The organism is Aestuarium zhoushanense, from assembly GCF_056431045.1.
This window is the reverse complement of the sequence record NZ_JBWKMA010000022.1, coordinates 482,748-506,883: the sequence shown is the minus strand read 5'-3', so window position 1 is coordinate 506,883 and position 24,136 is coordinate 482,748. Positions and strand designations below refer to the sequence as shown.

The following is a 24,136-nucleotide window of genomic DNA, read 5'->3' as shown; positions in this document are numbered from 1 at the left end:
ATAACAGTGTCAGACACGAAACTACCCGTTGGCAGCCTTCTGCGCTGGTTCTGGGCAAACTACCTCCGCCGTCAATCGGGGAGCCTGCTAGGGGCTGCGCTGTTGATGGTGATCGAAGGCTCGATGGTCGGCGTGTTGTCTCTGGTTATGAAACCGATGTTCGACAACGTGCTGGTGGCAGGTGAATCCTCTGCGCTGTGGTCGGTCGGCATCGCGATTTTCGTGATCTTTACCGTGCGGGCCGTGACCTCGGTCGGGCAGAAGGTCGTGATGAAATCGGTGATCGAAAAGATTTCGGGCTGGATGCGTGGCGATCTGCTGGCGCATCTGATGCGGCTCGATATGTCGTTTCACCAGTCGAACCCTCCGGGCAGTTTGATCGAACGGGTTCAGGGCGATGTGGCCAATATTGGCACCGTCTGGACGAACATCATCACCAACGTGGTGCGGGATGGCGTGTCGGTGATCTGGCTCTTTGGGGTGGCGCTGTCGCTCGATTGGAAATGGACGCTGGCGGCGCTGATCGGTCTGCCTGTTCTGGTTCTGCCGTCGCTCGCCGTCCAAGGCTATATTCGCCGCAAGACCCAAGCCGCACGGGAACTGGCGACCAAGATGTCGACCCAGCTCGACGAGGTGTTCCACGGCATCAACCCGATCAAGCTCAACACCCTCGAAGACTACCAGCAGGGCCGCTACATCAAACTGACCAAAGGCCGTGTGCGGGCCGAGGTGAAGGCGACATTCGGCATGGCTATGATCCCCGGTATCATCGATCTGATGACGGGCGTCGGGTTCTTTGTGGTGCTGATGTATGGCGGCTCGCAGATCATCGCAGGCGACAAAACCGTGGGCGAGTTCATGGCGTTTTTCACCGCGATGGCGCTGGTCTTTGATCCGCTGCGCCGTTTGGGGCAACTGTCGGGAGCGGCGCAATCCGCTGCCGTCAGCGCCAACCGTGTCCGCGAAATTATGAACATCACGCCAGCAATTTCCTCGCCTGCGACCGTTGCTGCGGCGCCAGTGGGTGCCCCTGAAATTCGTTTGAACGATGTGCACCTCGCCTATGGTGATCTGCCCGTACTTCAGGGCGCAACCTTTACCGCTGCGGCGGGTAAAACGACGGCTCTGGTCGGGTCGTCTGGTGCGGGTAAATCGACGGTCTTTAACGTGCTGACCCGACTGGTTGATCCAGCCTCGGGCCTTGTCACGATTGGTGGGGTTGATAACCGCGCGATGGGGCTGGCTGATCTGCGGGGGCTCTTCTCAGTCGTCAGTCAGGACGCTGCGCTGTTTGATGAAACCCTGCGCGATAACATCCTTTTGGGCCGCGATCTGGACGAGGCGAGCATTGAGCGCGCGCTGACCGCCGCCCATGTGTCGGACTTCTTACCGCGTTTGTCGGACGGGCTGAACAGCCCTGCGGGGCCGCGCGGGTCAAACCTGTCGGGCGGGCAACGTCAACGGGTCGCGATTGCGCGGGCGCTGGTGCGGAACACGCCGATCCTCTTGTTGGACGAGGCGACCTCGGCGCTCGATACCAAAAGCGAACAGATCGTTCAAAGCGCGCTAGAGACCCTGTCCGAAGGCCGCACCACGCTGGTCATCGCGCACCGTCTGTCTACCGTCCGCAATGCTGACAGCATCGTGGTGATGGACCGTGGTCGCGTGATGGACCAAGGCACGCATGACGAATTGCTGGCGCGTGGCGGAATTTACGCCGATCTCTATCGTCTACAGTTCAAAACCGAAGACTGAGCCCTATATCCACCCCTAGCGACTTAGGGAAAACCGATGACCGACAGAACCATTCTGGCCGTGACTGGCAGCGACCGTGTGAAATTCCTGCATGGGCTGACGACAAATGACCTCCGCACCCCGATCGAGGGGATTGCCTATGCTGCGCTTCTGACGCCGCAGGGGAAATATCTGGCGGATTTCTTTATGGTCGGGCAAGCGGATCGCATCCTGATCGATGTGGCGACGCCTCTCGCGGCTGGGCTGATGCAACGTCTGACGATGTATCGTCTGCGAGCCGATGTGCAGATTGCAGCGACCGACCTGCAAGTCAAACGCGGCACGGGCGATGCGCCAGAGGGGTCACTGACCGACCCGCGTGATGCGGCGCTGGGCTGGCGGCTCTATGGGGCTGAGGGGGGCGATGATGGCACCGATTGGGCCGCGCTGCGGATAGAACATCTGATCCCTGAGACGGGCGTGGAGCTTGGCCCCGATAGCTACATCCTCGAGCAGGGCTTTGACCGTCTGCACGGCGTCGATTTCAAGAAAGGCTGCTATGTCGGCCAAGAGGTCACCGCACGTATGAAGCACAAGACCGAGTTGAAAAAGGGCCTTGTGCGGGTACTGGTCGATGGTGCGGCAGAGGCGGGCACGCCGATCATGGCGGGCGACAAAGTGGCGGGCGTGTTGCACACCGTGTCGGGCGGCAAAGGGATCGCCTATCTTCGCTTCGACCGCGCCGACGGCGAAATGACTGCCGGCGAGGCCAAGGTTACGCGCGCTTAACCCTCTTGGGCTGCGCGGTTACGCAGCACGTATTTCTGCACCTTACCTGTTGAGGTCTTTGGCAACGGCCCAAAGATCAGCGTTTTGGGCGCCTTAAAGTGTGCCATGTTTTCACGGCAGAAGGCGATCAGTTCTTCGGCGGTGACCGTCGCACCGGCCCGCAGGTCAACAAAGGCACAGGGCGTTTCGCCCCATTTCTCGTCAGGTTTTGCCACCACTGCGGCCTCGGACACGGCGGGGTGACGGTAGAGAACATCTTCGATCTCGATCGAAGAGATATTCTCGCCGCCCGAAATAATGATGTCCTTTGAACGGTCCTTGATCTCTAGGTAGCCATCGGGGTGCATCACGGCCAAATCGCCTGTTGCGAACCAGCCACCACGAAATGCCTCGGCGGTTGCGGTCGGGTTCTTGAGATAGCCTTTCATCACGATATTGCCGCGCATGAAGATCTCACCGATGGTTTTACCGTCTTTGGGTGTAGGCTCCATCGTTTCTGCATCGGCCACCATCAAACCGTCGAGCACGTGATACCGCACGCCCTGACGCGATTTCAGTTTCGCCTGATCGTTCGGCGTTTCCTCGTTCCATTCCTCTTTCCACGCGCACGATACAGACGGGCCGTAGCATTCGGTCAGGCCGTAAGCATGGGTGACCTGCACGCCCATCGCTTCCATTTTTGCGATGACAGATGCGGGGGGCGGGGCGGCTGCGGTCATGACTTTGACCTCGTGGGTAAAGTCTTTCAGCTCGTCTGGGGCGCTCGCCAACATATTCAGAACGATAGGTGCGCCGCAGAAGTGGGTGACCTTTTCGTCGCGGATCAGCTGGAAGATCGGTTCGACACGCACAGCCCGCAGACAGACGCAGACGCCCGCCATCGCGGCGATGGTCCACGGGAAACACCAGCCGTTGCAGTGGAACATCGGCAGCGTCCAGAGGTAGCGCGAATGGTTCGGCATCCCCCATGTCAGGATATTGCCCATCGCGTTCAGTGCGGCACCACGGTGGTGATAAACCACGCCCTTGGGGTTGCCCGTCGTGCCCGAGGTGTAGTTTAGCGAAATCGCATCCCATTCGTCGGCAGGCATCTGCCAGTCAAAATCCTCATCGCCTTCGGCCAGAAGGTCGTCGTAGGTCATACTGCCGATCTTGTGGACCGGGCCGTCATACATCGCGTCCTCGAGGTCGATGACCAGCATATCGCGGCCACTGATCTTGATCGCGCGATCGACGACTTCTGCGAATTCTGGGTCGACCATGACGACCTTGGATTCCGCGTGCGACAGGATAAAGCCGATGGTTTCCGCCTCAAGCCGCGTGTTGATTGTGTTCAGAACAGCGCCCGACATCGGCACGGCAAAGTGGGATTCGAACATCTCTGGTGTGTTTGCCGCGATGATCGACACGGTGTCGCCCTTGCCAATGCCGCGTTTGTTCAATGCCGATCCGATGCGGCACATGCGGGCATAGGTTTCGCGCCATGTCAGGCGGCGGTCACCATGCACCACGGCCAGATAATCGGGATACACCGATACGGTGCGGGCAATGAACGACAGCGGAGTCAGCGCTGCGTGGTTGGCTGCATTGCGGTCCAGGCCCGCGTCATAAATGGACGGAATGGCGGTCATAACTCTCTCCCCTACGTGCCCGATCTCTCCTTGATCGGGGCCGCGAACTGGCGGCGTTTGGCAGAGTTTAGGGTGAATTTTCGCACCGCGTCCACGGGGTTATGCGCGGGCAGACCGTTTGTCGCGGCGTCAAAACGAGAACCGCATAGAAAAAGGGCGGCCCGATGGACCGCCCCTTCTTTACCATTGATCAACCCGATCAGCCGATTTCGGCCAAACGTGCCAGCGCGGCCTTCAATTGGGCCTCTTCTTCTTCGCGCAGGGCGAGGTTGGCGCGGGTTTCTTCGATCACCTCTTCTGGGGCGCTTTCTGCAAATTTCGGGTTGTTCAGGCGGCCACGCAGACCCCCGAGTTCCTTTTGCAACTTGCCCAAGACCTTTTCCACGCGGGCCTTTTCAGCGGCCACGTCGATGATGTCCGCCAGAGGCAGCGCAAAGGTCGCGCCCTTGGTGGTGATGGTGATCGACCCTTTGGGGGCTTCGGCGGATTCGGTGATGTCACCGATGCGGGCCAGACGTGTGATGAGCGTCTGGTTGTTCGCCAGAGCAGCCTTAGCGCCCGCGTCTGCCTCTTGCATGACCACGGGGACATACAGACCCACAGGCACGTTCATCTGTGCACGAGCCGAGCGGATGCCTTCGATCAACGAGATCGCCCAGTTCAGTTCGGCGTCTGCCGCATCGTCCACCAGATCGGCGGCGGTGTAGATCGGCCAGTCGGCGTGGACGAGCATTTTCGAACGGTTGTCGGCCAGCGTGCCCCAGAGCTCTTCGGTGATGAAGGGCATGAAGGGGTGCAGGAGGATCAGACACTGGTCGATGACCCAGCCCATGACCTTTTGCGTCTCGGCTTTGACCGCGTCGTCGCCATCCATGATCAGCGGCTTCGAGAATTCGACATACCAGTCGCAGACCTTGCCCCAGACAAAGCCGTAGAGCGCGTTTGCTGCATCGTTAAAGCGATATGCTTCAATCGCGGCGTCGACCTCTTCGCGGACGCGAGCGGTTTCACCGATGATCCATTTGTTCACGGTCGCCGTTGCGGTCGGGATTTCAGTCGCGCCATGCACCGCACCGTTCATTTCTGCAAAACGGGACGCGTTCCACAGTTTGGTGCCAAAGTTGCGGTAGCCTTTGATGCGGTCCTCGGACAGTTTCAGAACGCCGCCAATCGCTGCCATCGACGCATTGGTGAACCGCAGCGCGTCTGCGCCGTATTCATCAATGATCACCAGCGGGTCGATCACGTTGCCTGTGGTTTTCGACATCTTCTTGCCCTTCTCGTCGCGGACGAGCTGGTGCAGGTAGACGGTGTGGAACGGGATTTCGTCAACAACAGCGAGCTGCATCATGATCATGCGGGCAACCCAGAAGAACAGGATGTCCTGACCCGTCACCAACACATCGGTCGAGAAGTATTTCGAGGTGCTTTCATCCCAGTTCGGCCAGCCCAGCGTGCCAATCGGCCACAGACCCGACGAGAACCACGTGTCGAGAACGTCCGGGTCACGGGTGAGCGATTTGCCACCCGATTGCGCAACGGCCTCTGCCTCTGTCGGGGCGCAATAGGCGTTGCCTTCTGCGTCATACCACACAGGGATCTGGTGGCCCCACCACAGTTGGCGCGAGATACACCACGGTTCGATGTTTTCGAGCCAGTGGTAATAGGTCTTTTCACCCGACTCTGGCATGATCTTGATGTCGCCATTGCGGACGGCATCCAGTGCAGGGCCAACGATTTTCGAGGTTTCAACGAACCATTGGTCGGTCAGCATCGGCTCGATGACAACTTTCGAACGGTCGCCGAACGGCTGCATGATCGGCTTTGCTTCGACCAATGGAACCAGCGCATCTGCGCCCTCTGCATCTGCCTTTAGCGCGGCCTTGCCCAGACGCGGGTCCGTCGCGACGGTCATCACGGCGAGCCCCTCTGCGGTGATCGCAGCAACGACCTTTTCGCGCGCCTCAAAACGGTCGAGGCCACGGTATTCTTCGGGCACGAGGTTGATCGCGTCGATTTCCTGAACGGTAAATGCTTTGCCCGCTGCGTATTCAGCGGCTTTCGCGGCTTCCTCGGCGTAAGGCGCACCATCGGCACGCATCGCGCCACGGGTGTCCATCAGACGGTATTGCGGGATGTTGCCGCGCTTTGCGACCTCGTGGTCGTTAAAGTCGTGTGCGCCTGTGATTTTCACCGCACCTGAGCCAAACGCCATATCGGGGTATTCGTCGGTGATGATCGGGATCAGGCGGCGCTGTTCTTTCGGACCAACAGGGATTTCGCAGAGCTTGCCGACGATCGGCGCATAGCGTTCGTCATCAGGGTGCACGGCAACAGCGCCGTCACCCAGCATGGTTTCAGGGCGGGTCGTCGCGATAGAGATGTAATCGCGTTCCTCGCTAAAGGTGACATTCCCGTCCTCGTCTTTTTCGACGTAGGTGTAGGTCTCGCCACCCGCCAGCGGGTATTTGAAGTGCCACATGTGGCCGTCGGTTTCGATGTTCTCAACCTCGAGGTCGGAAATCGCGGTCTCAAAATGCGGGTCCCAGTTCACCAGACGCTTGCCGCGGTAGATGAAGCCCTTATTGTACATTTCGACAAAGACTTTGATCACGGCGTCGTGGAAGTTGCCTTCTTCGCCAGCAGGGGCGTTCGGAGCACCCGACATGGTGAACGCGTTGCGCGACCAGTCGCAGGACGAACCTAGACGTTTCAGCTGGCTGATGATCGTGTTGCCGTATTGGCCTTTCCATTCCCAAACCTTGTCGAGGAATGCCTCACGGCCCAGATCACGACGACCCGGTTGACCCGTTGCAGCGAGCATCTTTTCGACCTGAAGCTGGGTCGCGATCCCTGCGTGGTCCTGACCCGGCTGCCAGAGCGTGTCAAAGCCGCGCATACGGTGCCAACGGATCAGAATATCCTGAAGCGTGTTGTTGAACGCATGGCCCACGTGCAGTGCGCCCGTCACGTTCGGCGGCGGGATCATGATGGTAAAGGTTTCGTCGCGCGATTTGTTCGCGCCAGCCGCAAATGCGCCTGCGTCTTCCCACTTTTTGTAAATGCGGGCCTCGGCTTCGGCCGCGTCAAAGGTCTTTTCCATCGCCATCTTTATGATCCCTTCTGGTCTTGCCCTGTGGATTAGCCAAAAGGGGCCGAAAGGGAAAGGGCGAAGGGCGTTAAACTGCGCGGTTGATGCGGGTTGAGAGGTGGATAAGGCTCTCCATTGCCTGAACGCCGTCAATCTCTCCGATTTTGTCGAGCGTTTGATCTAGTTCGAGCGTCGATCCCGTGCGCAATTGGGCGCAGAGGTCGAACCGACCAGAGGTCGTATGCACCACCTCGACCGAGGACATCCGTTTCAGCTGCACCAACACCGCCGCCTGTGCAGAAGGGCGGATATGGATCAGCACGGTCGCGCGAATGGTGCTGCGTTGCACCTGATCCGAGAGCCGCAAGCTGTAGCCCGCAATCACGCCCGTTCGTTCCAGCCGATCAATGCGGGCCTGAACGGTCGTGCGTGCCAGTCCGAGCGTCTGCGCGATCTTAGCGACGGGCAAGCGGGCGTTTCGGGTGAGTTCCGCGATCACGGCGCGGTCTGTGCTGTCCAATTCTGTCATATCGTCGATGATACTGGCATTTTGCCGAAAAGCAGAGTCATTTTGTTCAATCTGCCACGACACATCGTCTGAATTTTCGCGAACACTAAAGGAAAGCGAACAGGAGAGGCAGATGTATCAACAGCCCGTAGAGGCCCAAACCATTGCGGATGTGCTCTCGGCACGGTCCGACACCACGCCTGTGCATTTCTTTGCGCCCGACCGTCTGGATGCTCGGCTGGCCGAATTTCGGCGCGGGTTTCCGGGACTTGTGACCTATGCGGTTAAGGCAAACCCGACCGAAGACGTGCTGCGGCGTCTGTGTGCTGGGGGCTTGGACGGATTCGATGTGGCCTCACCTGATGAAATCGCGCTGATCCGTCGGATCTGCCCTGATGCGCCCATGCACTACAACAACCCCGTTCGTAGCAAGGCCGAAATCGCCGCAGGCATCGTGGCGGGTGTTGTGTCGTGGTCGGTCGATGCGCTGTCAGAATATGACAAGCTGGTCGCTGCAGGTGTGTCGTCCAGCGCCGAAGTCGCCGTGCGGTTCAAACTCCCTGTCGCGGGTGCAGCCTATGATTTCGGCGCGAAATTCGGCGCAGAGGTCGATCACGCAGTCGATCTTTTGCGCTACGTCGCGACATCGGGTCGGCCATTGGCACTGACCTTCCACGTCGGCACGCAATGCACGGACCCAGCGGCCTATGTGACCTACATTCACGCGGCGGCACAAATTGCAGAGCGGGCGGGCGTGACGCTGGACCGCCTGAACGTCGGCGGCGGGTTTCCTGCGTCGCGCGATGGATCGCCGAAACCGCTAGAGCCGTTCTTTACCGCGATCCGCGAGGCGATGTCGGCTTTTGCCGTGCGCCCGACCTTGATCTGCGAACCGGGGCGGGGCCTCGTGGCGGATAGTTTCGCCTATGCGGTGCAGGTGAAGTCCATTCGTGGGCAGAGCGTTTATCTCACCGATGGGATTTACGGTGGCCTGTCTGAAATGGTGTCGATGCCCGCGCCTGCCTTGGCCGTGATGAGCGCTGAGGGTGATTGGCGTGATACCGCGCAGCAGGGCGTGCGGGCCTTTGGGCCGACCTGCGATAGCCTCGACCAATTGCGCGATCCTCTGGCTTTGCCCGAGGGTCTGGCCGAGGGCGATTGGATCGTGTTTCGGTCGATGGGCGCCTATGTCACGGGCGTCACCACGCGGTTCAACGGCTACGGCCTGTCCGATCCCATTACGGTAAAGGATTTGTGCGCGCCCTATCACTAGGCTGGACACTGTTGGGTTGTGCGTTAGGCTGAGGCGTAACGGCATAACCTGTTCACCAAAGGGGACAAAGTGGCCATTCGTGATTGGGTTTTAGGTCTCCTTAACCGTCGTCCGCGCAGCGAAGAGGGCGGTGGGCGCAAGCGTGGACACGCGACCCATGTGGTGATCCTCGACGGCACGATGTCGAGCTTGGCCGAGGGGTTTGAAACAAACGCCGGTCTGACGTTCAAACTGCTCCGCGAGGCGGGGCATAAGGCCAATTTGACCGTCTATTACGAGGCGGGGATTCAGTGGCGTGATTGGACGGAAACCTTTGGCGTTATTGCAGGGCGCGGGATTAATAGGCAGATCGAACGGGCCTACGGGGTCTTATGTTCGCGCTGGCACCCTGGGGATCGGATTATCCTGATCGGTTATTCACGCGGGGCCTTTGCCGTACGGTCGCTTGCGGGCGTGATCCAGCGGGTCGGCATCGTTAAACACCACGAGGCAACCGAACGGCATGTGAAACTGGCCTACCGCTATTACACCCACGCTGGGCGCAGTCCCTTTGCTCGCCGGTTCAAGGAACTCTACTGTGATCGCTCTGCCGATGTGGCGGCGATCGGCGTGTGGGATACGGTGAAATCACTGGGGCTTCGCCTGCCGATCCTGTGGAAGTTTGAGGAAAAGCGGCACAGTTTCCATTCGGACGGGTTGGAGCCTTGTGTTCGCTCTGCCTTTCATGCGCTGGCCTTGGATGAAACCCGCGATGCGTTCTTGCCAGAGATATGGGCGCCGCAAAACCGTTGGAACGGGCAGATCGAACAAGTTTGGTTCAAGGGCACCCATGGCGATGTTGGTGGACAATTGGGTGGGCGCATGGATGTGCGGCCCCTGTCGAATATCCCGCTCGTTTGGTTGCTGGATCGGCTCGAAGGGCAGGGGCTGCCCTTGCCCGACGGCTGGCGGGATCGGTTCCCCTGCGATGTGACCGCGCCATCCGTTGGCACATGGGCGCAATGGGGTAAACTGTTTTGGTCGCGTCACCGCCGCAAGGTTGGGCGTGATCCGTCCGAACGGTTGCATGACACCGTCGCGGATCGTGGGCTGGAAATGAAAAAGCCCGCTCCGAAACAGAGCGGGCCCGAGGCCTGATGGATGGGATCAGGCCACGTTTTCGAGTTTGACCTGAGGGGTCACACCCAAAGCATGGCAAACGTCGCGGGTCAGGTCCGGTTTGTTCAGCGTGTAGAAGTGCAGGTCGTTCACGCCGCCACGGATCAGGTCGTCGCATAGTTCAGTTGCCAGAGCGGTCGCCAAGAGGTCGGTCGAACCAGTTTTGGCCGCGTTGTCAAAAGCGTCCGCAACGATCTGTGGGATCGAGGTGCCGCACATTTGGGCGAACTTGCGCGCGCCGTTCCAGTTCTCAATCGGCAGGATGCCCGGAATGATCGGCGCGTCGATGCCCGCTTTTTCGCAAGCGTCACGGAAGCGGAAGAACGTCTCTGCCTCAAAGAAGAACTGAGTGATCGCGCTGGTGGCACCCGCATCAATCTTGCGCTTCAGCCATTCGATGTCCGCGGCCGCATCGCCTGATTCTGGGTGCTTTTCAGGGTAGGCGCCAACGCGGATTTTGAATTTGCCCGTGTCAGCCAGTGCTTCGATCAGTTCGATGGACGACTGGAAACCATCTGCGGTCGGGCGGAATTTCTCTGCGCCTTTGGGGGCATCGCCGCGCAGGGCGACGATTTCGGTCACGCCGACTTCGGCATAGGCATTCGCGATTTCGAGCGTTTCAGCGCGGGTTGCCTCAACACAGGTGAGGTGCGCTGCCACGGTCAGACCGATGTTTTTGTGAATGGCACCAACGGCTTCGTGGGTGAGCTGGCGTGTAGTGCCGCCTGCACCGTAGGTCACCGACACAAAGGTCGGGTTCATCGGAGCAAGGGTCGTCGCGCAGTTCCAGAGCCGGAACGACTGGTCCAGCGATTTGGGTGGAAAGAATTCGAACGAGACATTGGGGCGCGACATGATTCACCTATTTGTTGATGCCCCCTTGTCGCAAAATAAATGATGTGAGACAAATTCATAACTTTCACGACGATCATGAGGTTCGTTCATGATGCACATTGAGATACGGCATCTTCGCACGATTAAGGCGATCCATGACACGGGCGGGCTGGCCCGTGCGGCGGATTTGTTGAACATCACGCAATCGGCCCTGAGCCATCAAATCAAAGGGATCGAAGATCAGGCCGGCGTCGAACTCTTCGTGCGTCGGGCGAAACCTCTGCGTTTGTCGGCATCGGGGTTGCGTCTCTTGGCAGCGGCGGAACAGATTTTGCCGATCCTCGCCGATCTGGAAGTCGAGTTTGAAGGCCTGCAAGACGGCCGCGCAGGCAGGCTGCATATCGCGCTGGAGTGTCATGCTTGTTTCGAATGGCTGCTGCCTGTGTTGGAACAGTTCCGCAAGGTCTGGCCCGATGTGGACGTCGATATCCGATCGAGCCTCTCGTTTGATGCGATGAGCGCGCTGCGTCGCGAAGAGGTTGATTTGGTGGTGTCCTCGGACCCTGAGGATCAGTCGGAAGTCGATTTTAACCCGCTGTTTGACTACGATCCTGTGTTTGTTGCCTCGTCCCATCATCCCCTTGCGCAAAAGGCAGTGATCGAGGCGCAGGATTTCGAAGGGCAGACCTTGATCACCTATCCCGTCGATCGGCCGCGGTTGGACATCTTTAAGATGCTGTTGTCGCCCGCACGTGTCGAACCAGCGGCGGTGCGGCAGGTCGAATTGACGGCGGTGATCCTGATGCTCGTGGCGTCAAACCGTGGGGTGTCGGTGCTGCCAGACTGGGTCGTGCGTCAGGTGCGGCAATCGTCAGATTACGTCACGCGGCCGTTGGGCAAGGACGGTCAGGTCGGGATGACGCGGCGGATGTTTGCGGCGACCCGCGAGTCCGAGAACACGCGGCCCTACCTTGCGCATTTTATTCGGCTGGCTCGGCAAGAGGCGGTGAAACTTCAACGGGGCTAAGGTCGCGGCTGGACTCGGCAAAGAGGCGGATGCGGGTTTCATCAATCGGCATCGCCTTGCCAAAGAGATAGCCCTGACCGAGGCGGCACCCGAGGCGGCGGAGGTGATCGACTTGGGCTTCGGTTTCGACGCCTTCCGCGATGACAGAGACGCCCAAACCGTCAGCGATTTCCAAAAAGCCACGGATCAGCACTTCGGCGGTGGGATCGCGGCCAAGGTCGGCGACGAAACTCATGTCGATCTTTAGCTCATCGAATTCAAGTTGGCGCAGGTGCTGGAACGACGCAAAGCCAGTGCCGAAATCGTCGAGCGACACGCGCAGTCCTTCGGATCGGAAATGGGCGATGCTGGCCTGAATGGTGTCGGCAGAGCGGGCGATGAACACGTCCTCTGTGATTTCGAGCGTGATATGGCGGCGGGCGTTCGGATGGCGGCTGAGCAGGTCGTCGAGGTCGGCGCGGCCAGATTGCGTGGCGAGTGCGACCTCGGGGACGTTGATCGACACTTCGCCTGGGTCGAGGCCTTCGGCCAAAAGCTGTTCGATGTCGTGGAGCACGCAGCCCGCCATATGCGACAGGAAATCACCGTGCAGGCCAAGTTCGTTGATCTGCGGGATAAAGAGGTTCGGGGGCAGGGGACCTTTGGTCGGGTGAATCCAGCGGGCGAGCGCCTCAAACCCGATACTGCGGCCCGTGGCGAGGTCGACCTTGGGCTGGTAATACGGGCGAATTTCGCGGTTATGCATCGCGGCGAGGATTTCGCGGCGGTCCTCAAGCGACAGGCGACGTTCGAAATCATCGGCACGGTAGATCGCGGCTGAGATGCCAGAGCTGTTTTTCGCACGATACATGGCCTGATCGGCAGCACCACATAGCCCTTCGACCGTAGTGCCCGCGTGCCGTGTGAGGCCGATGCCGACCGAGGCCGAGATATGGAGTTCCTTTTCGTGCCATTCCACGGGCGCTTGGATCGCGCGGGCAATATAGTCGGCCAGTCGCAGCGCGGCTTTTTCCGATGTGATCGTTCGAAATGCGATGGCAAACTCGTCGCCGCCCAGTCGGGCCACGATGCCCGTGTCACCCACCAGTTTGGACAGGCGGCTCGCCACGGCCTGAAGCACCTGATCGCCCGCTTCGTGGCTGTAGGTGTCGTTGATTGGTTTGAACCCGTCGAGGTCGATGAGGAACACGCCCAATTCGCTGCCCAAACGACGCTGAGCAATGAGGTGTTCAAGTTCTTCATCAAACGCTCGACGGTTCAATAGGCCAGTGAGTGGGTCATGGCGGGATAGATGTTCGAGGGCACGCAAGCGGGCGTTTGCCTCTTCGCGGGCGGCGTTGAGGGCGCGCTGGGTGTCCTTTTGTTTGTGCAGGGTTTCGAACGTGTTGAAAATATAGACGACCATCATGCCCGTGGTGATGATCCATTCCCCCTCGCTCGACGGGAGGAACGCGTTTTCGCTGGCGAGCCAGAACACCGCGAAGGCCGAGCCAAAAGAGGGTGCCATCAGGCTCCAGTTATAGAACGGGAGGGCGGCGAAGGTGTTGGTGATGTGAACAAAGACCCCAAAGAGCCACAAGAACCCCGCAAGGAGCATGGCGGACGACGGCTCTGCCGCCAGAAGGAACGCGGGCGCGAGGTAAAAGAGGACTGAGCTACAGTTCACCAGCCAGACGGTGAACACATAGGTGGCGGTGATATCCTCGTCCCTTTCGGGCAATTTCTGGGCAAGCCAATGTGCGGCGACCTCGTAGGCGACGAGAATGCCAGACATGATCACGGCTAGGGTGCCGTAGCCGACCCACCACAAAATAACCAACATCATCGCCGCAGAGGCGAGGCGTTTAGCTATATCCCGCGTGGCCACGTGAATGGCAAAACGGGTTTGATAGCGGATCTTATCAAAACTCTGCGCGATCATGGGCCTCTTCCTGCCTTTGAGCCCATGTTGCCAATCAAAACCAAACAAATCGTTAACGGTGCGTTTTTCCCGAAAGAGTGCCATTCGCGGCCTTGCCCGATTGATCGGATTTGCCTATACGCGCTGCTTGGACCGTGAACGGAGGCCCCGATGGCTGGTAGTGCAAACCTGAACGTGATGATGAAGACCGCCCGTAAAGCTGGGCGCGCCTTGCTCAAAGACTTTACCGAAGTTGAACAGCTACAGGTCAGCACCAAAGGGCCTGGTGACTTTGTCACTCGCGCCGACCGCAATGCCGAGGAAATCATCCGCACCGAACTGATGGAAGCCCGTCCGACCTACGGCTTCCTCGGAGAAGAGTCCAAAGAGATCGAAGGCGAAGATCCGACCCGTCGCTGGATCGTTGATCCGCTTGATGGCACCACCAACTTTTTACACGGTCTGGGTCACTGGGCTGTGTCGATCGCCCTTGAACATAAGGGCCAAATCGTTGCGGGCGTGGTTTATGACCCCGTCAAAGACGAGATGTTCTATGCCGAAAAAGGGTCGGGCGCATGGATGAACGAGACACGTATTCGTGTGTCGGGTCGTCACCGTTTGATCGACGGTATCTTTGCAACGGGCCTCCCGTTTGCTGGTAGCACGGATCTGCCGCAGACCCTGCGTGACCTCGGTCAATTGCTGCCCGCGACCTCGGGTGTGCGTCGTCTGGGCGCTGCGTCTCTAGACCTTGCCTATGTCGCTGCTGGCCGTTTCGACGGCTTCTGGGAACGCCGTTTGAAGCCGTGGGATATCGCTGCTGGCCTCGTTATCGTGCGCGAAGCAGGTGCTCTACTGGAGCCGATTCACGAAGACGGTAACATCCTTGAGGATGGCAACCTGATCTGCGCGAACGAATCCATGTTCGGCCCGTTTGCGAAAGTGATCCGTGGCGCGGCAGCGTAATCGCTGGTCGACAGATAGATGAGAGGGCCGTGCCGCAAGGTGCGGCCCTTTTTCGTTAGATGGCCTGATTTTGCCCAAAATGCAGGACATTTGCGGAATTTGTGATGTTCATGCGAACGGCTGCGGCGCATGTTTGCGCTAAATTTCCAAATTTACCGCTCGTTAGGCTTGTTTGCCGTAAATTTACCTTGAAGGTTCGCCTTTCGCGGCGCATTCACTGTCAAAATCGCCGAGTTTGAGGCGATATTGCTTTGAGAGAGGCCAAGATGATCCACCATAGTTCTGATCTGGACGCGTTCGACCGTAAGATTTTGGATATCGTCGCGATTGAGGGGCGGATCAGTGTGACCGAGCTGTCGCGTCGGATCGGCCTGTCGAAATCTCCGACCCAAGCGCGTCTGAAGCGGCTTGAGGAAACAGGGCTGATCCGTGGTTATCGCGCGCTCTTTGACCCGATCCGTTTGGGGCGCGATCACGTGGCCTTTGTCGAGGTGAAACTGACCGACACCCGCGAGTCGGCCTTGGCCGAGTTCAACGCTGCCGTCATTCGCGTGCCAGAGATTGAACAGTGTCACCTGATTGCGGGTCAGTTCGACTACCTGCTCAAGGTTCGGACGGCGTCGATGTCCGCGTATCGGCTTGTTCTGGCAGAGAAAATCTCGACCCTGCCGTACTTGGCGAACACATCGACCTATGTTGCGATGCAGGCCGTCAAAGAAGAAGGCGTCGGTCCTGTCGCCACGGGCGGATAATTCCGTCAAAGCGGCTTTTGCGCCTTTCGCCCCTTGCCCATCGGCGCGGGGCAGGGCAAAACACCTTCGTGCCCGCGTGGTGGAATGGTAGACATCGGAGACTTAAAATCTCTTGGCCTTAGTGCCGTGCCGGTTCGAGTCCGGCCGCGGGTACCACCAACATCATCTAAACTACTGATGAGCCTCAGCTTCATACATTGGTTAACGAAATCGTAGACCATGTTGGAGACCATAGAAAAAGGGCGCGAACCGGATGGTCGCGCCCCTTTTGGTTATTCCGCCGCTTTGGCAGCAGTCATGCCTGTGAGCTTGGCCATCGCCTCGTATTGCGAGAGGAACACCTCGCCTGTCATGTCGTGCAGGAAATGCGCGGTTTGGAGGCGGTCCATCACCGGGCCTTTGACTTCGGACATGTGCAGTTTGATGCCCATATCTTTGAGGCGGGCGTTGATGGCCTCTAGGCTTTCGAGGGCGGAGAAGTCGATGGCGTTTACCGCCGACATCATCAGCACCACGTGTTCGATGCCACAATCAGCCTGCACGCGGTCGTAGATGTAATCTTCGAGGAAGCGTGCGTTGGCGAAATAGAGGCTTTCATCGACGCGCATCATCACCAGACGGTCATCGGTTTTCACCTGATGGCGTTTGATGTTGCGGAAGTGTTCGGTGCCTTCCATCAGGCCCACTTCGGCGATGTGCGGGCGCGATGTTTTAAAGAGATACAGAAGGACCGAGAGACCAACGCCCGACGAAACACCCGTTTCCACACCAAAGGCCCAAGTCATCAGGATGGTTGCAGCCACCGCAAAGAAGTCGGGTTTGGAATAGCCCCACGACCGTTTCAGGATCGAGAAGTCAACGAGCGACAAAACCGCGACGATGATTGTTGCGGCCAGCGTTGCCTTGGGGAGGAAGTAGAGGAGCGGGGTGAGGGCGAGCGCGGCAATGGCGAGGCCAATAGCGGTGAAGGCACCAGCCGCAGGGGTTTCCGCACCTGCGTCAAAGTTCACGACCGAACGGGCAAAGCCACCAGTGACCGGATAGCCGCCTGTAAAAGCCGCACCGATGTTTGCAGCGCCCAGACCGATCAGCTCTTGGTCAGGGGTGATGCGCTGGCGTTTCTTTGCCGCAAGGGTTTGCGCGACAGAGATCGATTCAACAAAGCCGATGATCGAGATCAGGAGGGCGGGGACAAAGAGTTTGCCGATCAGATCGAAAGAGAGGTCGGGCATGGTGAAGGGTGGCAGGCTCTGCGGGACTTCGCCAACCACTTTGACGCCCCAGTTATCCAGACGGAACAGCGCGACGAAAGCGGTGGTGACGACGACGGCGGCAACGGGGCCAGCCTTGGTCAGCACATCTGCGAGTTTCGGCGGCACGCCTTTGGACAGGAGGAGCGGTTTGAGGCCCTTGCGCACCCAGAACAGGAACGCGGTTGCCGCAACGCCGATAAAGAGCGTGATAAAGTTCAGTTTGGTGAAGTTCTCAAACAGGCTTTCGAACATGTGCGGCAGCGAGTGGCCCGAGATCGAGATGCCAAGGATATGGCCGATCTGGCTCGATGCGATGAGGACGCCCGAGGCGGTGATAAAGCCCGCGATCACGGGGTGGGATAGGAAGTTCGCGATCCAGCCCAACCGCAGGAGACCAAGGCCCAAGAGCATGACACCAGAGAGGAACGCCAGCGTCAGTGCGGCGGTGGCGTATCCGATGTCACCCGACTGGGCGACCTTGCCAATCGCGGCGGCGGTCATCAGCGACACAACGGCCACAGGGCCAACGGCCAGCGCTCGTGAGGTGCCAAAGACGGAATATAGCATGATCGGCACGATCGAGGCGTAGATGCCAGCCTCAGCAGGCAGACCTGCGAGGAGCGCGTAAGCCAGCGACTGTGGCACCAACATGATCGTTACGATCACAGCGGCGACGAGGTCGTTCTGGAAGGCTTCTTTGTTATAGGTGCGGCCCCATTGAAGGACCGGGAGATATTTTGTGAGTGGCGAGAGGGCCATGGGCAACACCTTGGCGGAGGAGAGAAAAAGAACGGCGGAGCCGGCGAAGGCCCCGCCAGTTTCTGCTCCGGCATGGACACCGGAACAGGAAGGTCGTTATTTCGCGGTTACCTTTTCAGGTTTGATCATCCATTCACGGCCACGCAGCATGGCCTTCCAGTAGATCGGCGGAAGCGCGGTTTCTTTGAGCCACCACGCCAGCTTCGACGGTTTGGTGCCATCGTTGATCCACTTCGGGAAGGACGGCAGCAGCGCACCGCCGTAACCGAATTCAGCCAGAACGATCTTGCCGCGTTCGACAGTCAGCGGGCAGGAGCCATAGCCGTTGTACTGTGCGACAGCCGACTTGCCGTCGATGTCTGCGCAGACGTTTTCCGCCACAACAGGCGCCTGAACACGGGCCGCAGCGGCGGTTTTCGCGTTCGGTGCGTTCATCACATCGCCCAGCGACCAGATGTTGTCGTAGGTTTTGTGGCGCAGCGTGGACTGGTCCACATCAACCCAACCCGCAGCGTCAGCCAGCGGCGATACGCGGATAAAGTCTGGTGCGACCTGCGGCGGAACCACGTGGATCATGTCGAAATCGACGGTGACGGTGGTGGCTTCGGTTTCAGGCTTCGCAACGGCAAAGGTCGCCTTCTTCGCAGGACCGTCGATCGAGATCAGGTTGTGGAAGAAGTTCAGCGATGCGTCGTATTTCTCGACGTATTTTTCCAGTGCGGGCACGTAGTCTTTGACGCCAAAAAGCACGCCGCCAGCATTCATGAACTGGATGTCGATGTTTTTCAGAGCGCCGTTTTTGAACCAATGGTCGCCCGAGAGATACATCGCTTTTTGCGGTGCACCTGCGCATTTGATCGGCATCGGTGGCTGGGTGAAGAGCGCTTTGCCCTCTTTCAGTTCTTGAACGAGTTTCCAAGTGTAAGGCGCGAGGTCGTAGCGGTAGTTCGAGGTCACGCCGTTTTTGCCGAGCGTATCCACGAGGCCTTCAATGCGGTTCCAGTCGAGTTTGATACCCGGTGCAACGATCAGGCGTTTGTAGCCAACCACGCGGCAGCCATCGAGGATGACAGCGTTGTCTTTGGGTTCAAAAGCAGCAACCGCCGATTTAATCCAGTGGACGCCTTTGGGAATGAGGCTGCCCATGGTTTTCGCAGTTTCTTGAGGGTGGAAGACGCCTGCGCCAACCATGGTCCAGCCGGGCTGGTAGTAGTGGATGTCGGCAGGGTCGATCACTGCGATGTCGAGTTCAGGTTTGCGAGCCTTCAGCGACGAGGCCACTGCGATACCGCCTGCGCCACCGCCCACGATCACAACGTCAAACGATGCGTCGGTGTTGTCGGTCGGGGTTTTGCCGCCGTTTGCGATACGACGCACAACGCCGCCCATGTCGTAGCCAGCGGATTTGGTCGCGGCGAGGATGTCAGAGACGGGCAGGGATTTCGCTTGGCTCAGCGACCAGAGGGTCGCGGAACGGGTGCCCGTGCGGCAGTAGGCCAAAACGGGACCAGGGAGCGCATCAAGGGCGTCACCGAATTTCGCAGCATCCGCGTCCTCAACCTTGCCCGATACGATCGGCAGGTAGAGCGTTTCGAGACCAGCAGCCTTAGCCGCGGTGTCGATCTCTTCGAAGGTGGGTTGGTCAGCACCTTCGCCGTCGGGACGGTTACAGATGATGGCACGAAAGCCCGCGTCTGCAATCGCCTTAACGTCGGCTGCAGTGATCTGTGGGCTCACGCTGATGCGTTTATTGATATCCTTGATGTCCATGATGTCTCCCCTCGTTTTTATTATAAAAAGGAACGGCCCTTAGAGGCCGTTCACTGGTACTTTGAGCATTGGGCGACCGTCTTTGTCGGTCGGGATTTCGCCTGCGCGCATGTTAACTTGCAGCGACGGAATGATCAGGCGCGGCATGTCGAGTTGCGCGTCACGCTCGGTGCGGAATTTGACAAAGTCCTCTTTGGTTTTGCCAGCGCCGACGTGGATGTTGTGCTCTTTCTCTGCGCCTACGGTGGTTTCCCACTCGATATCGCGACCGTTCGGGCCGTAGTCGTGGCACATGAACAGACGCATGTCGTCAGGCAGCGCGAGAACCTTTTGGATCGAGTCATAGAGCGTTCCAGCATCACCACCCGGGAAGTCCGCACGAGCAGAACCGCCGTCTGGCATGAACAGGGTGTCGCCCACAAAGGCCGCGTTGCCAGTGACGTAGGTCATGCAAGCAGGGGTGTGACCCGGAGTGTGCATAACGGTCAGCTTTAGCTCACCGATTTCGAGGATGTCGCCATCTTCGAGCAGAGCGTCGAACTGCGAACCATCACGCTGGAATTCGGTGCCTTCGTTGAACACCTTGCCGAACACGTCCTGAACGATGGTGATATTCTTGCCGATGCCGATTTTGCCGCCCAGTTTGTTCTGGATATATGGCGCAGCCGAGAGGTGGTCAGCGTGGACGTGGGTTTCGAGGAGCCATTCCAGTTCTAGACCGTTGTCTTCGACGTGTTTGATCAGCGCATCTGCCGATTCATAGGTGATGCGGCCAGCGGCGTAATCGATGTCCATGACGGAATCGACAATCGCGCATTTGTTCGATGCTGGGTCTTTGACCACATAGGAAATGGTCCAAGTCGCAGGGTCGAAAAACGCGGTAACTTCTGGTTTTACATCCATATTTACAGGGTAATCGGTCATGTCTGGTCTCCTCGGTCGCCCGCGGGGTGGGGCACAATCGGTTGTTTCGCTCAGATGTATCACAGATCAGTATATATCTGCATACATTTGAATTTAGAAATGTATATGCGGCCTCGCAACCCTCTTGTCAACAGTTCTGACGCATAAGTCGTAAAATATATGTGAAATATAAAATATTTTAGGCAGGGTCAGTGAGATAAGCGTCTTCAAGGTCGAGTGTCACTGCCTGACGACCCGTTTGGCAACCTATCCTCGTGCGGTGATTGGTCCCACCCTTGCTACCCCGATGGGCAAAGCTGCCTAATAAAAGGGCACTGCGCAGGTTTTGGCCCAAACGTCGCCGCGTTCTTGGCTGGCGACTAAACCCACAGGTCCGAGGCGCATACGGTCGGGACAGGGGAAAGGACCACGGATGAATTACGATAAGATCGACAAGAAAGCCCGCAAGATCCTTCAGGAAAATGACCGCGGTTTATACACCGTCCCGACCAAGGGGCTGTATCCTTATCAGTGGAATTGGGACAGTGCCTTTGCCGCGTGGGGATTTTCGACCCACGATCCGCGCCGCGCGTGGGCCGAGATCGAGACCTTGTTCACGGGCCAATGGGACAACGGGATGGTCCCGCATATCGTGTTCCACAAACAGGCCATCGGCTATTTCCCTGGCCCTGATATTTGGAACGTCGAACGGGTGCCGCATACGTCTGGCATCACCCAGCCGCCGATTGCGGCGACGATGGCGCGTGCGGTCTATGAGGCCGACAAACACTATGGCCGCGTGCATATGGAACTGATGTATGGGCGGCTGGTGTCGTGGCATCGGTGGTTCGTCAAATATCGTCTGCATGACGGGATGGTGGTGATCACGCATCCTTGGGAATCTGGGCGCGACAATGCGGTGGATTGGGACGCGGCGCTGGCCAATGTGGATGGGTCGAACGTCGGCGAATACCACAGGCGGGACATTGATCACGTCGACCCCGCCATGCGGCCCAAGAAAGAGGACTATGACCGTTACCTCGCGCTGGTCCAATTCAACCGCGATTGTGGGTATGATGAGGACCACATCCGCGACCACGGCCCATTTCGTGTGGCCGATGTCGGGATGACGTTCCTATTCCTGCGAGCTTGCCGCGATTTGTTGCATATCGCGGTCGAACTGGATCACGGCGTCGAGGAGATCGAAGGCTGGATCAAGACGCTCAAGCAAGGCGTTGAGCGTCACTGGAACCCAGAGCGCGGACACTACGATTCAGTCGATTTGCGCACAGGCACGTTTACCAATTCGCTGTCGAGCGCGTCGTTCCTCTGTTGGTTTGCGGGGATCAAGGATGATCGGATGCTCGCGCATTATGATCGGATCATCGGGCAGGTGGGCTTTGGTATTCCGTCGAACGATCCCGAGGACCCGCATTTTAACCACCTTCGCTATTGGCGCGGGCCTGTGTGGGGGATGGTGAACGCGCTGATCGGGATCGGGCTCGCGGAAACGGGGCATACGGTCCACGCCGAACGGCTGCGCAAACAGACGCAAAAGCTCATCGCGGAACATGGGTTCTGGGAATATTTCAGCCCACTCGACGGTGCCCCTGCGGGCGGACCGCAGTTCACATGGACGGCTGCAATTTGGCTGACATGGGCCTCGCCCCACGCCAAGGGGCGGTTCTGATGCAACCTATGGGTTTCGGATGGATTATCGGCCCCGACTTTTCCGCGAAATCTGTTGTTCCAAAAGTCACAAATGCGGGTATTTCAGGGCTGATCAGACAATAAGAATATACGTTCGAATAAAAATTAATACCTTTGGCATGTCTGCTACCTATTGGAGCGTGTCATGCGCAAAAAGTCATTAAAGGTATCACTGGGTAAGGTTGGGTTTCATTTCTTCCAATTAAAGATCGGTCGCACACCGCGCCCGTCGATCCGTGTGATGAACTACGATTTTCGTCCGAACACAGGCAAAAAGCCGTTTAGCCAAGCCTTGGTGAACGTGAGTGCGATTGGGGATGCGCAGCGTCATCCCGTTCTCGCGTTCAAAGGTGAGGTCGTGTCGCGCGAGGTGATCGAACAGCCCGCGCTGCGTTTGGTTAAGTAATTACATTCGGGGCATCACGGCCCGTATGGGTGGTGATCCCAGCCATCGCCTCTGCGGCTGCGATGATATGGCCCAATGCCTCTTGGGGATCTTGGTCCAATTTTGTCGGGTCGGTCTCTAGCTCTTCGAGGTAGACCCGCAGGGTCGCACCTACGGTGCCCGTGCCAGACAAGCGGAACACAACGCGCCCACCAGATGAGAACCCGATGCGGATGCCTTGCTGTTCGCTGCGGCTGCCGTCAACGGGATCGTCATAGGCGAACTCATCCGCGCTGCTCACGGTCAGTGGGCCGAATTGCTGGCCGACGAGGGTCGCGAACTGTGCCCGCAGTCCGTCCATCACCGCATTGGCGCTGTCTGCATCGACATCTTCATAGTCATGACGGCTGTAGTAGTTGCGGCCATAATCGGCCCAGTGATCGCGCAGGATTTGCGTCGCGGGTTTGCCCGTGACCGCCATGATATTGAGCCACAAGAGCACCGCCCAGAGGCCGTCCTTTTCGCGCACGTGGTCCGATCCCGTGCCCGCGCTTTCCTCGCCACAGATGGTAACGCGGCCCGCGTCCAGAAGGTTGCCAAAGAACTTCCAGCCTGTCGGTGTCTCGAAACTCTCAATACCGAGCCGCTCTGCGACCCGATCTGCAGCGGCAGACGTTGGCATCGAACGGGCAATCCCTGCGATCCCGTCCTTATAGGCCGGGGCGAGGTGCGCGTTTGCCGCGAGAATAGCGAGGCTATCGGAGGGCGAGACAAACATTCCCTTGCCCACGATCATGTTGCGGTCGCCGTCGCCGTCAGAGGCCGCGCCGAAATCGGGGGCATCGGGACCCGTCATCAGCGCCATCAGCTCGTGCGCCCAGATCGGGTTCGGGTCGGGGTGTCCACCGCCAAAGTCGGGCAGGGGGGTGCCGTTCACAACCGTTCCTGCGGCAGCACCCAGTTGCCCTTCGATCAACGCCTTTGCGTAGGGGCCTGTGACCGCGTGCATCGCGTCGAACCGCATGGTGAAGCCCGACTGGAACATCGCGCGGATCGCATTGAAGTCAAAGAGGCTCTGCATCAGGTCAGCATAATCAGCCACAGGGTCGATCACTTCGACCTGCATATCGCCGAGCGTGGAGGTGCCGATACGGCTGAGGTCCACGTCTTGGGCCTCTAGGATGTGGTATTCGCGGATGGTTTGCGTAATGGCATAGATGCGGTCGGTGACGGCCTCTGATGCAGGGCCACCGTTTGCGCCGTTGAACTTCAGCCCGAAGTCATAATCCACGCCACCGGGGTTATGCGAGGCAGAGAGGATCAACCCGCCGTCCATCTGGTATTTGCGAATGAGGTTCGACGCGGCAGGGGTCGAACAAATCCCGTTTTGCCCGACCACGCATTTCGCAGCGCCATTGGCCGCGGCCATACGCAGGATGACTTGGATCGCGCGGTCATTGAAGTAGCGACCGTCCCCACCAGCGAGCAGGGTTTTCCCCGCAACGCCGCCGATCCCATCAAAAATCGCCTGCACGTAGTTTTCAAGAAAATGCGGCTCCATAAAGGTGCGCGTTTTCTTGCGAAGCCCGCTCGTCCCCGGTTTTTGGCCCTCAATTGGCTGGGTCGGGACGGTGATCTTGGTCATTATAACAGTGTCCTTTGGAAACAAATGTGGCCCCCCGCGAAGGGGGGC

At 58.7% G+C, this 24,136-nt stretch carries 18 protein-coding genes and 1 tRNA gene; 10 read left to right on the top strand and 9 right to left on the bottom strand.

Annotation, left to right across the window (positions count from 1 at the left end):
- The first annotated feature begins 6 nt into the window (after positions 1-6).
- The gene (locus AC07ED_RS09910; protein ID WP_245918065.1) at positions 7-1,755 is read left to right on the top strand and encodes an ABC transporter ATP-binding protein; all 1,749 of its coding nucleotides are present in this window, start codon (positions 7-9) and stop codon (positions 1,753-1,755) included.
- A 36-nt stretch (positions 1,756-1,791) separates the two neighbouring features.
- Positions 1,792-2,523: a CAF17-like 4Fe-4S cluster assembly/insertion protein YgfZ gene (gene ygfZ, locus AC07ED_RS09905; RefSeq protein ID WP_105235639.1), complete on the top strand. Its 732-nt coding sequence runs from the start codon at positions 1,792-1,794 to the stop codon at positions 2,521-2,523.
- On the opposite strand, the gene AC07ED_RS09900 is transcribed toward ygfZ, so the two are convergent.
- From AC07ED_RS09900 to AC07ED_RS09890, 3 genes are all read right to left on the bottom strand, one after another.
- The gene (locus AC07ED_RS09900; protein ID WP_105235638.1) at positions 2,520-4,154 is read right to left on the bottom strand and encodes an acyl-CoA synthetase; all 1,635 of its coding nucleotides are present in this window, start codon (positions 4,152-4,154) and stop codon (positions 2,520-2,522) included. The two genes, ygfZ and AC07ED_RS09900, sit on opposite strands and share 4 nt — an antisense overlap.
- 199 nt (positions 4,155-4,353) lie before the next feature.
- Positions 4,354-7,263: a valine--tRNA ligase gene (locus AC07ED_RS09895; protein WP_105235637.1), complete on the bottom strand. Its 2,910-nt coding sequence runs from the start codon at positions 7,261-7,263 to the stop codon at positions 4,354-4,356.
- Positions 7,264-7,333: 70 nt separating this feature from the next.
- A complete protein-coding gene (locus AC07ED_RS09890) occupies positions 7,334-7,774 on the bottom strand; it encodes an Lrp/AsnC family transcriptional regulator (protein WP_067550516.1) in 441 nt (146 codons plus the stop codon).
- A gap of 112 nt (positions 7,775-7,886) precedes the next feature.
- Between AC07ED_RS09890 and AC07ED_RS09885 the strand changes: the two genes are divergently transcribed.
- Together AC07ED_RS09885 and AC07ED_RS09880 are read left to right on the top strand one after the other, a co-directional pair.
- Positions 7,887-9,026 carry a type III PLP-dependent enzyme gene (locus AC07ED_RS09885; RefSeq protein ID WP_105235636.1) on the top strand — a complete coding sequence of 380 codons (1,140 nt, stop codon included), beginning with the start codon at positions 7,887-7,889 and terminating at the stop codon, positions 9,024-9,026.
- A 69-nt stretch (positions 9,027-9,095) separates the two neighbouring features.
- On the top strand, positions 9,096-10,163 hold the full coding sequence (locus tag AC07ED_RS09880; protein ID WP_105235635.1) for a DUF2235 domain-containing protein: 1,068 nt from the start codon (positions 9,096-9,098) through the stop codon (positions 10,161-10,163).
- Positions 10,164-10,172: 9 nt separating this feature from the next.
- On the opposite strand, the gene metF is transcribed toward AC07ED_RS09880, so the two are convergent.
- Positions 10,173-11,039 carry a methylenetetrahydrofolate reductase [NAD(P)H] gene (gene metF / locus AC07ED_RS09875; protein ID WP_105235634.1) on the bottom strand — a complete coding sequence of 289 codons (867 nt, stop codon included), beginning with the start codon at positions 11,037-11,039 and terminating at the stop codon, positions 10,173-10,175.
- A gap of 91 nt (positions 11,040-11,130) precedes the next feature.
- On the opposite strand from metF, the gene AC07ED_RS09870 reads away from it, so the two are divergent.
- On the top strand, positions 11,131-12,045 hold the full coding sequence (locus AC07ED_RS09870; RefSeq protein WP_105236383.1) for a LysR family transcriptional regulator: 915 nt from the start codon (positions 11,131-11,133) through the stop codon (positions 12,043-12,045).
- On the opposite strand, the gene AC07ED_RS09865 is transcribed toward AC07ED_RS09870, so the two are convergent.
- Positions 11,999-13,966 carry an EAL domain-containing protein gene (locus AC07ED_RS09865; RefSeq protein WP_158664539.1) on the bottom strand — a complete coding sequence of 656 codons (1,968 nt, stop codon included), beginning with the start codon at positions 13,964-13,966 and terminating at the stop codon, positions 11,999-12,001. The two genes, AC07ED_RS09870 and AC07ED_RS09865, sit on opposite strands and share 47 nt — an antisense overlap.
- Positions 13,967-14,116: 150 nt before the next feature.
- On the opposite strand from AC07ED_RS09865, the gene AC07ED_RS09860 reads away from it, so the two are divergent.
- From AC07ED_RS09860 to AC07ED_RS09850, 3 genes are all read left to right on the top strand, one after another.
- Positions 14,117-14,911 carry an inositol monophosphatase family protein gene (locus AC07ED_RS09860; RefSeq protein ID WP_105235632.1) on the top strand — a complete coding sequence of 265 codons (795 nt, stop codon included), beginning with the start codon at positions 14,117-14,119 and terminating at the stop codon, positions 14,909-14,911.
- 266 nt (positions 14,912-15,177) lie between these two features.
- A complete protein-coding gene (locus AC07ED_RS09855; protein ID WP_067549763.1) occupies positions 15,178-15,663 on the top strand; it encodes an Lrp/AsnC family transcriptional regulator in 486 nt (161 codons plus the stop codon).
- A gap of 70 nt (positions 15,664-15,733) precedes the next feature.
- Positions 15,734-15,819 (top strand) — tRNA-Leu (locus tag AC07ED_RS09850).
- A 116-nt stretch (positions 15,820-15,935) separates the two neighbouring features.
- On the opposite strand, the gene AC07ED_RS09845 is transcribed toward AC07ED_RS09850, so the two are convergent.
- The 3 genes from AC07ED_RS09845 to AC07ED_RS09835 form a co-directional block, all read right to left on the bottom strand.
- Positions 15,936-17,675 (bottom strand): SulP family inorganic anion transporter, encoded by a 1,740-nt coding sequence (locus tag AC07ED_RS09845; RefSeq protein ID WP_105235631.1) that lies wholly within the window; start codon positions 17,673-17,675, stop codon positions 15,936-15,938.
- Positions 17,676-17,771: 96 nt separating this feature from the next.
- Entirely contained in the window at positions 17,772-19,445 is a 1,674-nt protein-coding gene (locus AC07ED_RS09840) for a bifunctional protein tyrosine phosphatase family protein/NAD(P)/FAD-dependent oxidoreductase (RefSeq protein ID WP_105235630.1), read from the bottom strand.
- A 39-nt stretch (positions 19,446-19,484) separates the two neighbouring features.
- Positions 19,485-20,369 carry an MBL fold metallo-hydrolase gene (locus tag AC07ED_RS09835; protein WP_105235629.1) on the bottom strand — a complete coding sequence of 295 codons (885 nt, stop codon included), beginning with the start codon at positions 20,367-20,369 and terminating at the stop codon, positions 19,485-19,487.
- Between the two features lie 412 nt (positions 20,370-20,781).
- Between AC07ED_RS09835 and AC07ED_RS09830 the strand changes: the two genes are divergently transcribed.
- Positions 20,782-22,038 carry an MGH1-like glycoside hydrolase domain-containing protein gene (locus AC07ED_RS09830; RefSeq protein WP_105235628.1) on the top strand — a complete coding sequence of 419 codons (1,257 nt, stop codon included), beginning with the start codon at positions 20,782-20,784 and terminating at the stop codon, positions 22,036-22,038.
- A 165-nt stretch (positions 22,039-22,203) separates the two neighbouring features.
- Entirely contained in the window at positions 22,204-22,464 is a 261-nt protein-coding gene (locus AC07ED_RS09825; RefSeq protein WP_105235627.1) for a hypothetical protein, read from the top strand.
- Here AC07ED_RS09825 and AC07ED_RS09820 read toward each other — a convergent pair.
- A complete protein-coding gene (locus tag AC07ED_RS09820; RefSeq protein WP_105235626.1) occupies positions 22,457-24,088 on the bottom strand; it encodes an alpha-D-glucose phosphate-specific phosphoglucomutase in 1,632 nt (543 codons plus the stop codon). The genes AC07ED_RS09825 and AC07ED_RS09820 overlap by 8 nt on opposite strands.
- Positions 24,089-24,136 lie beyond the last annotated feature (48 nt).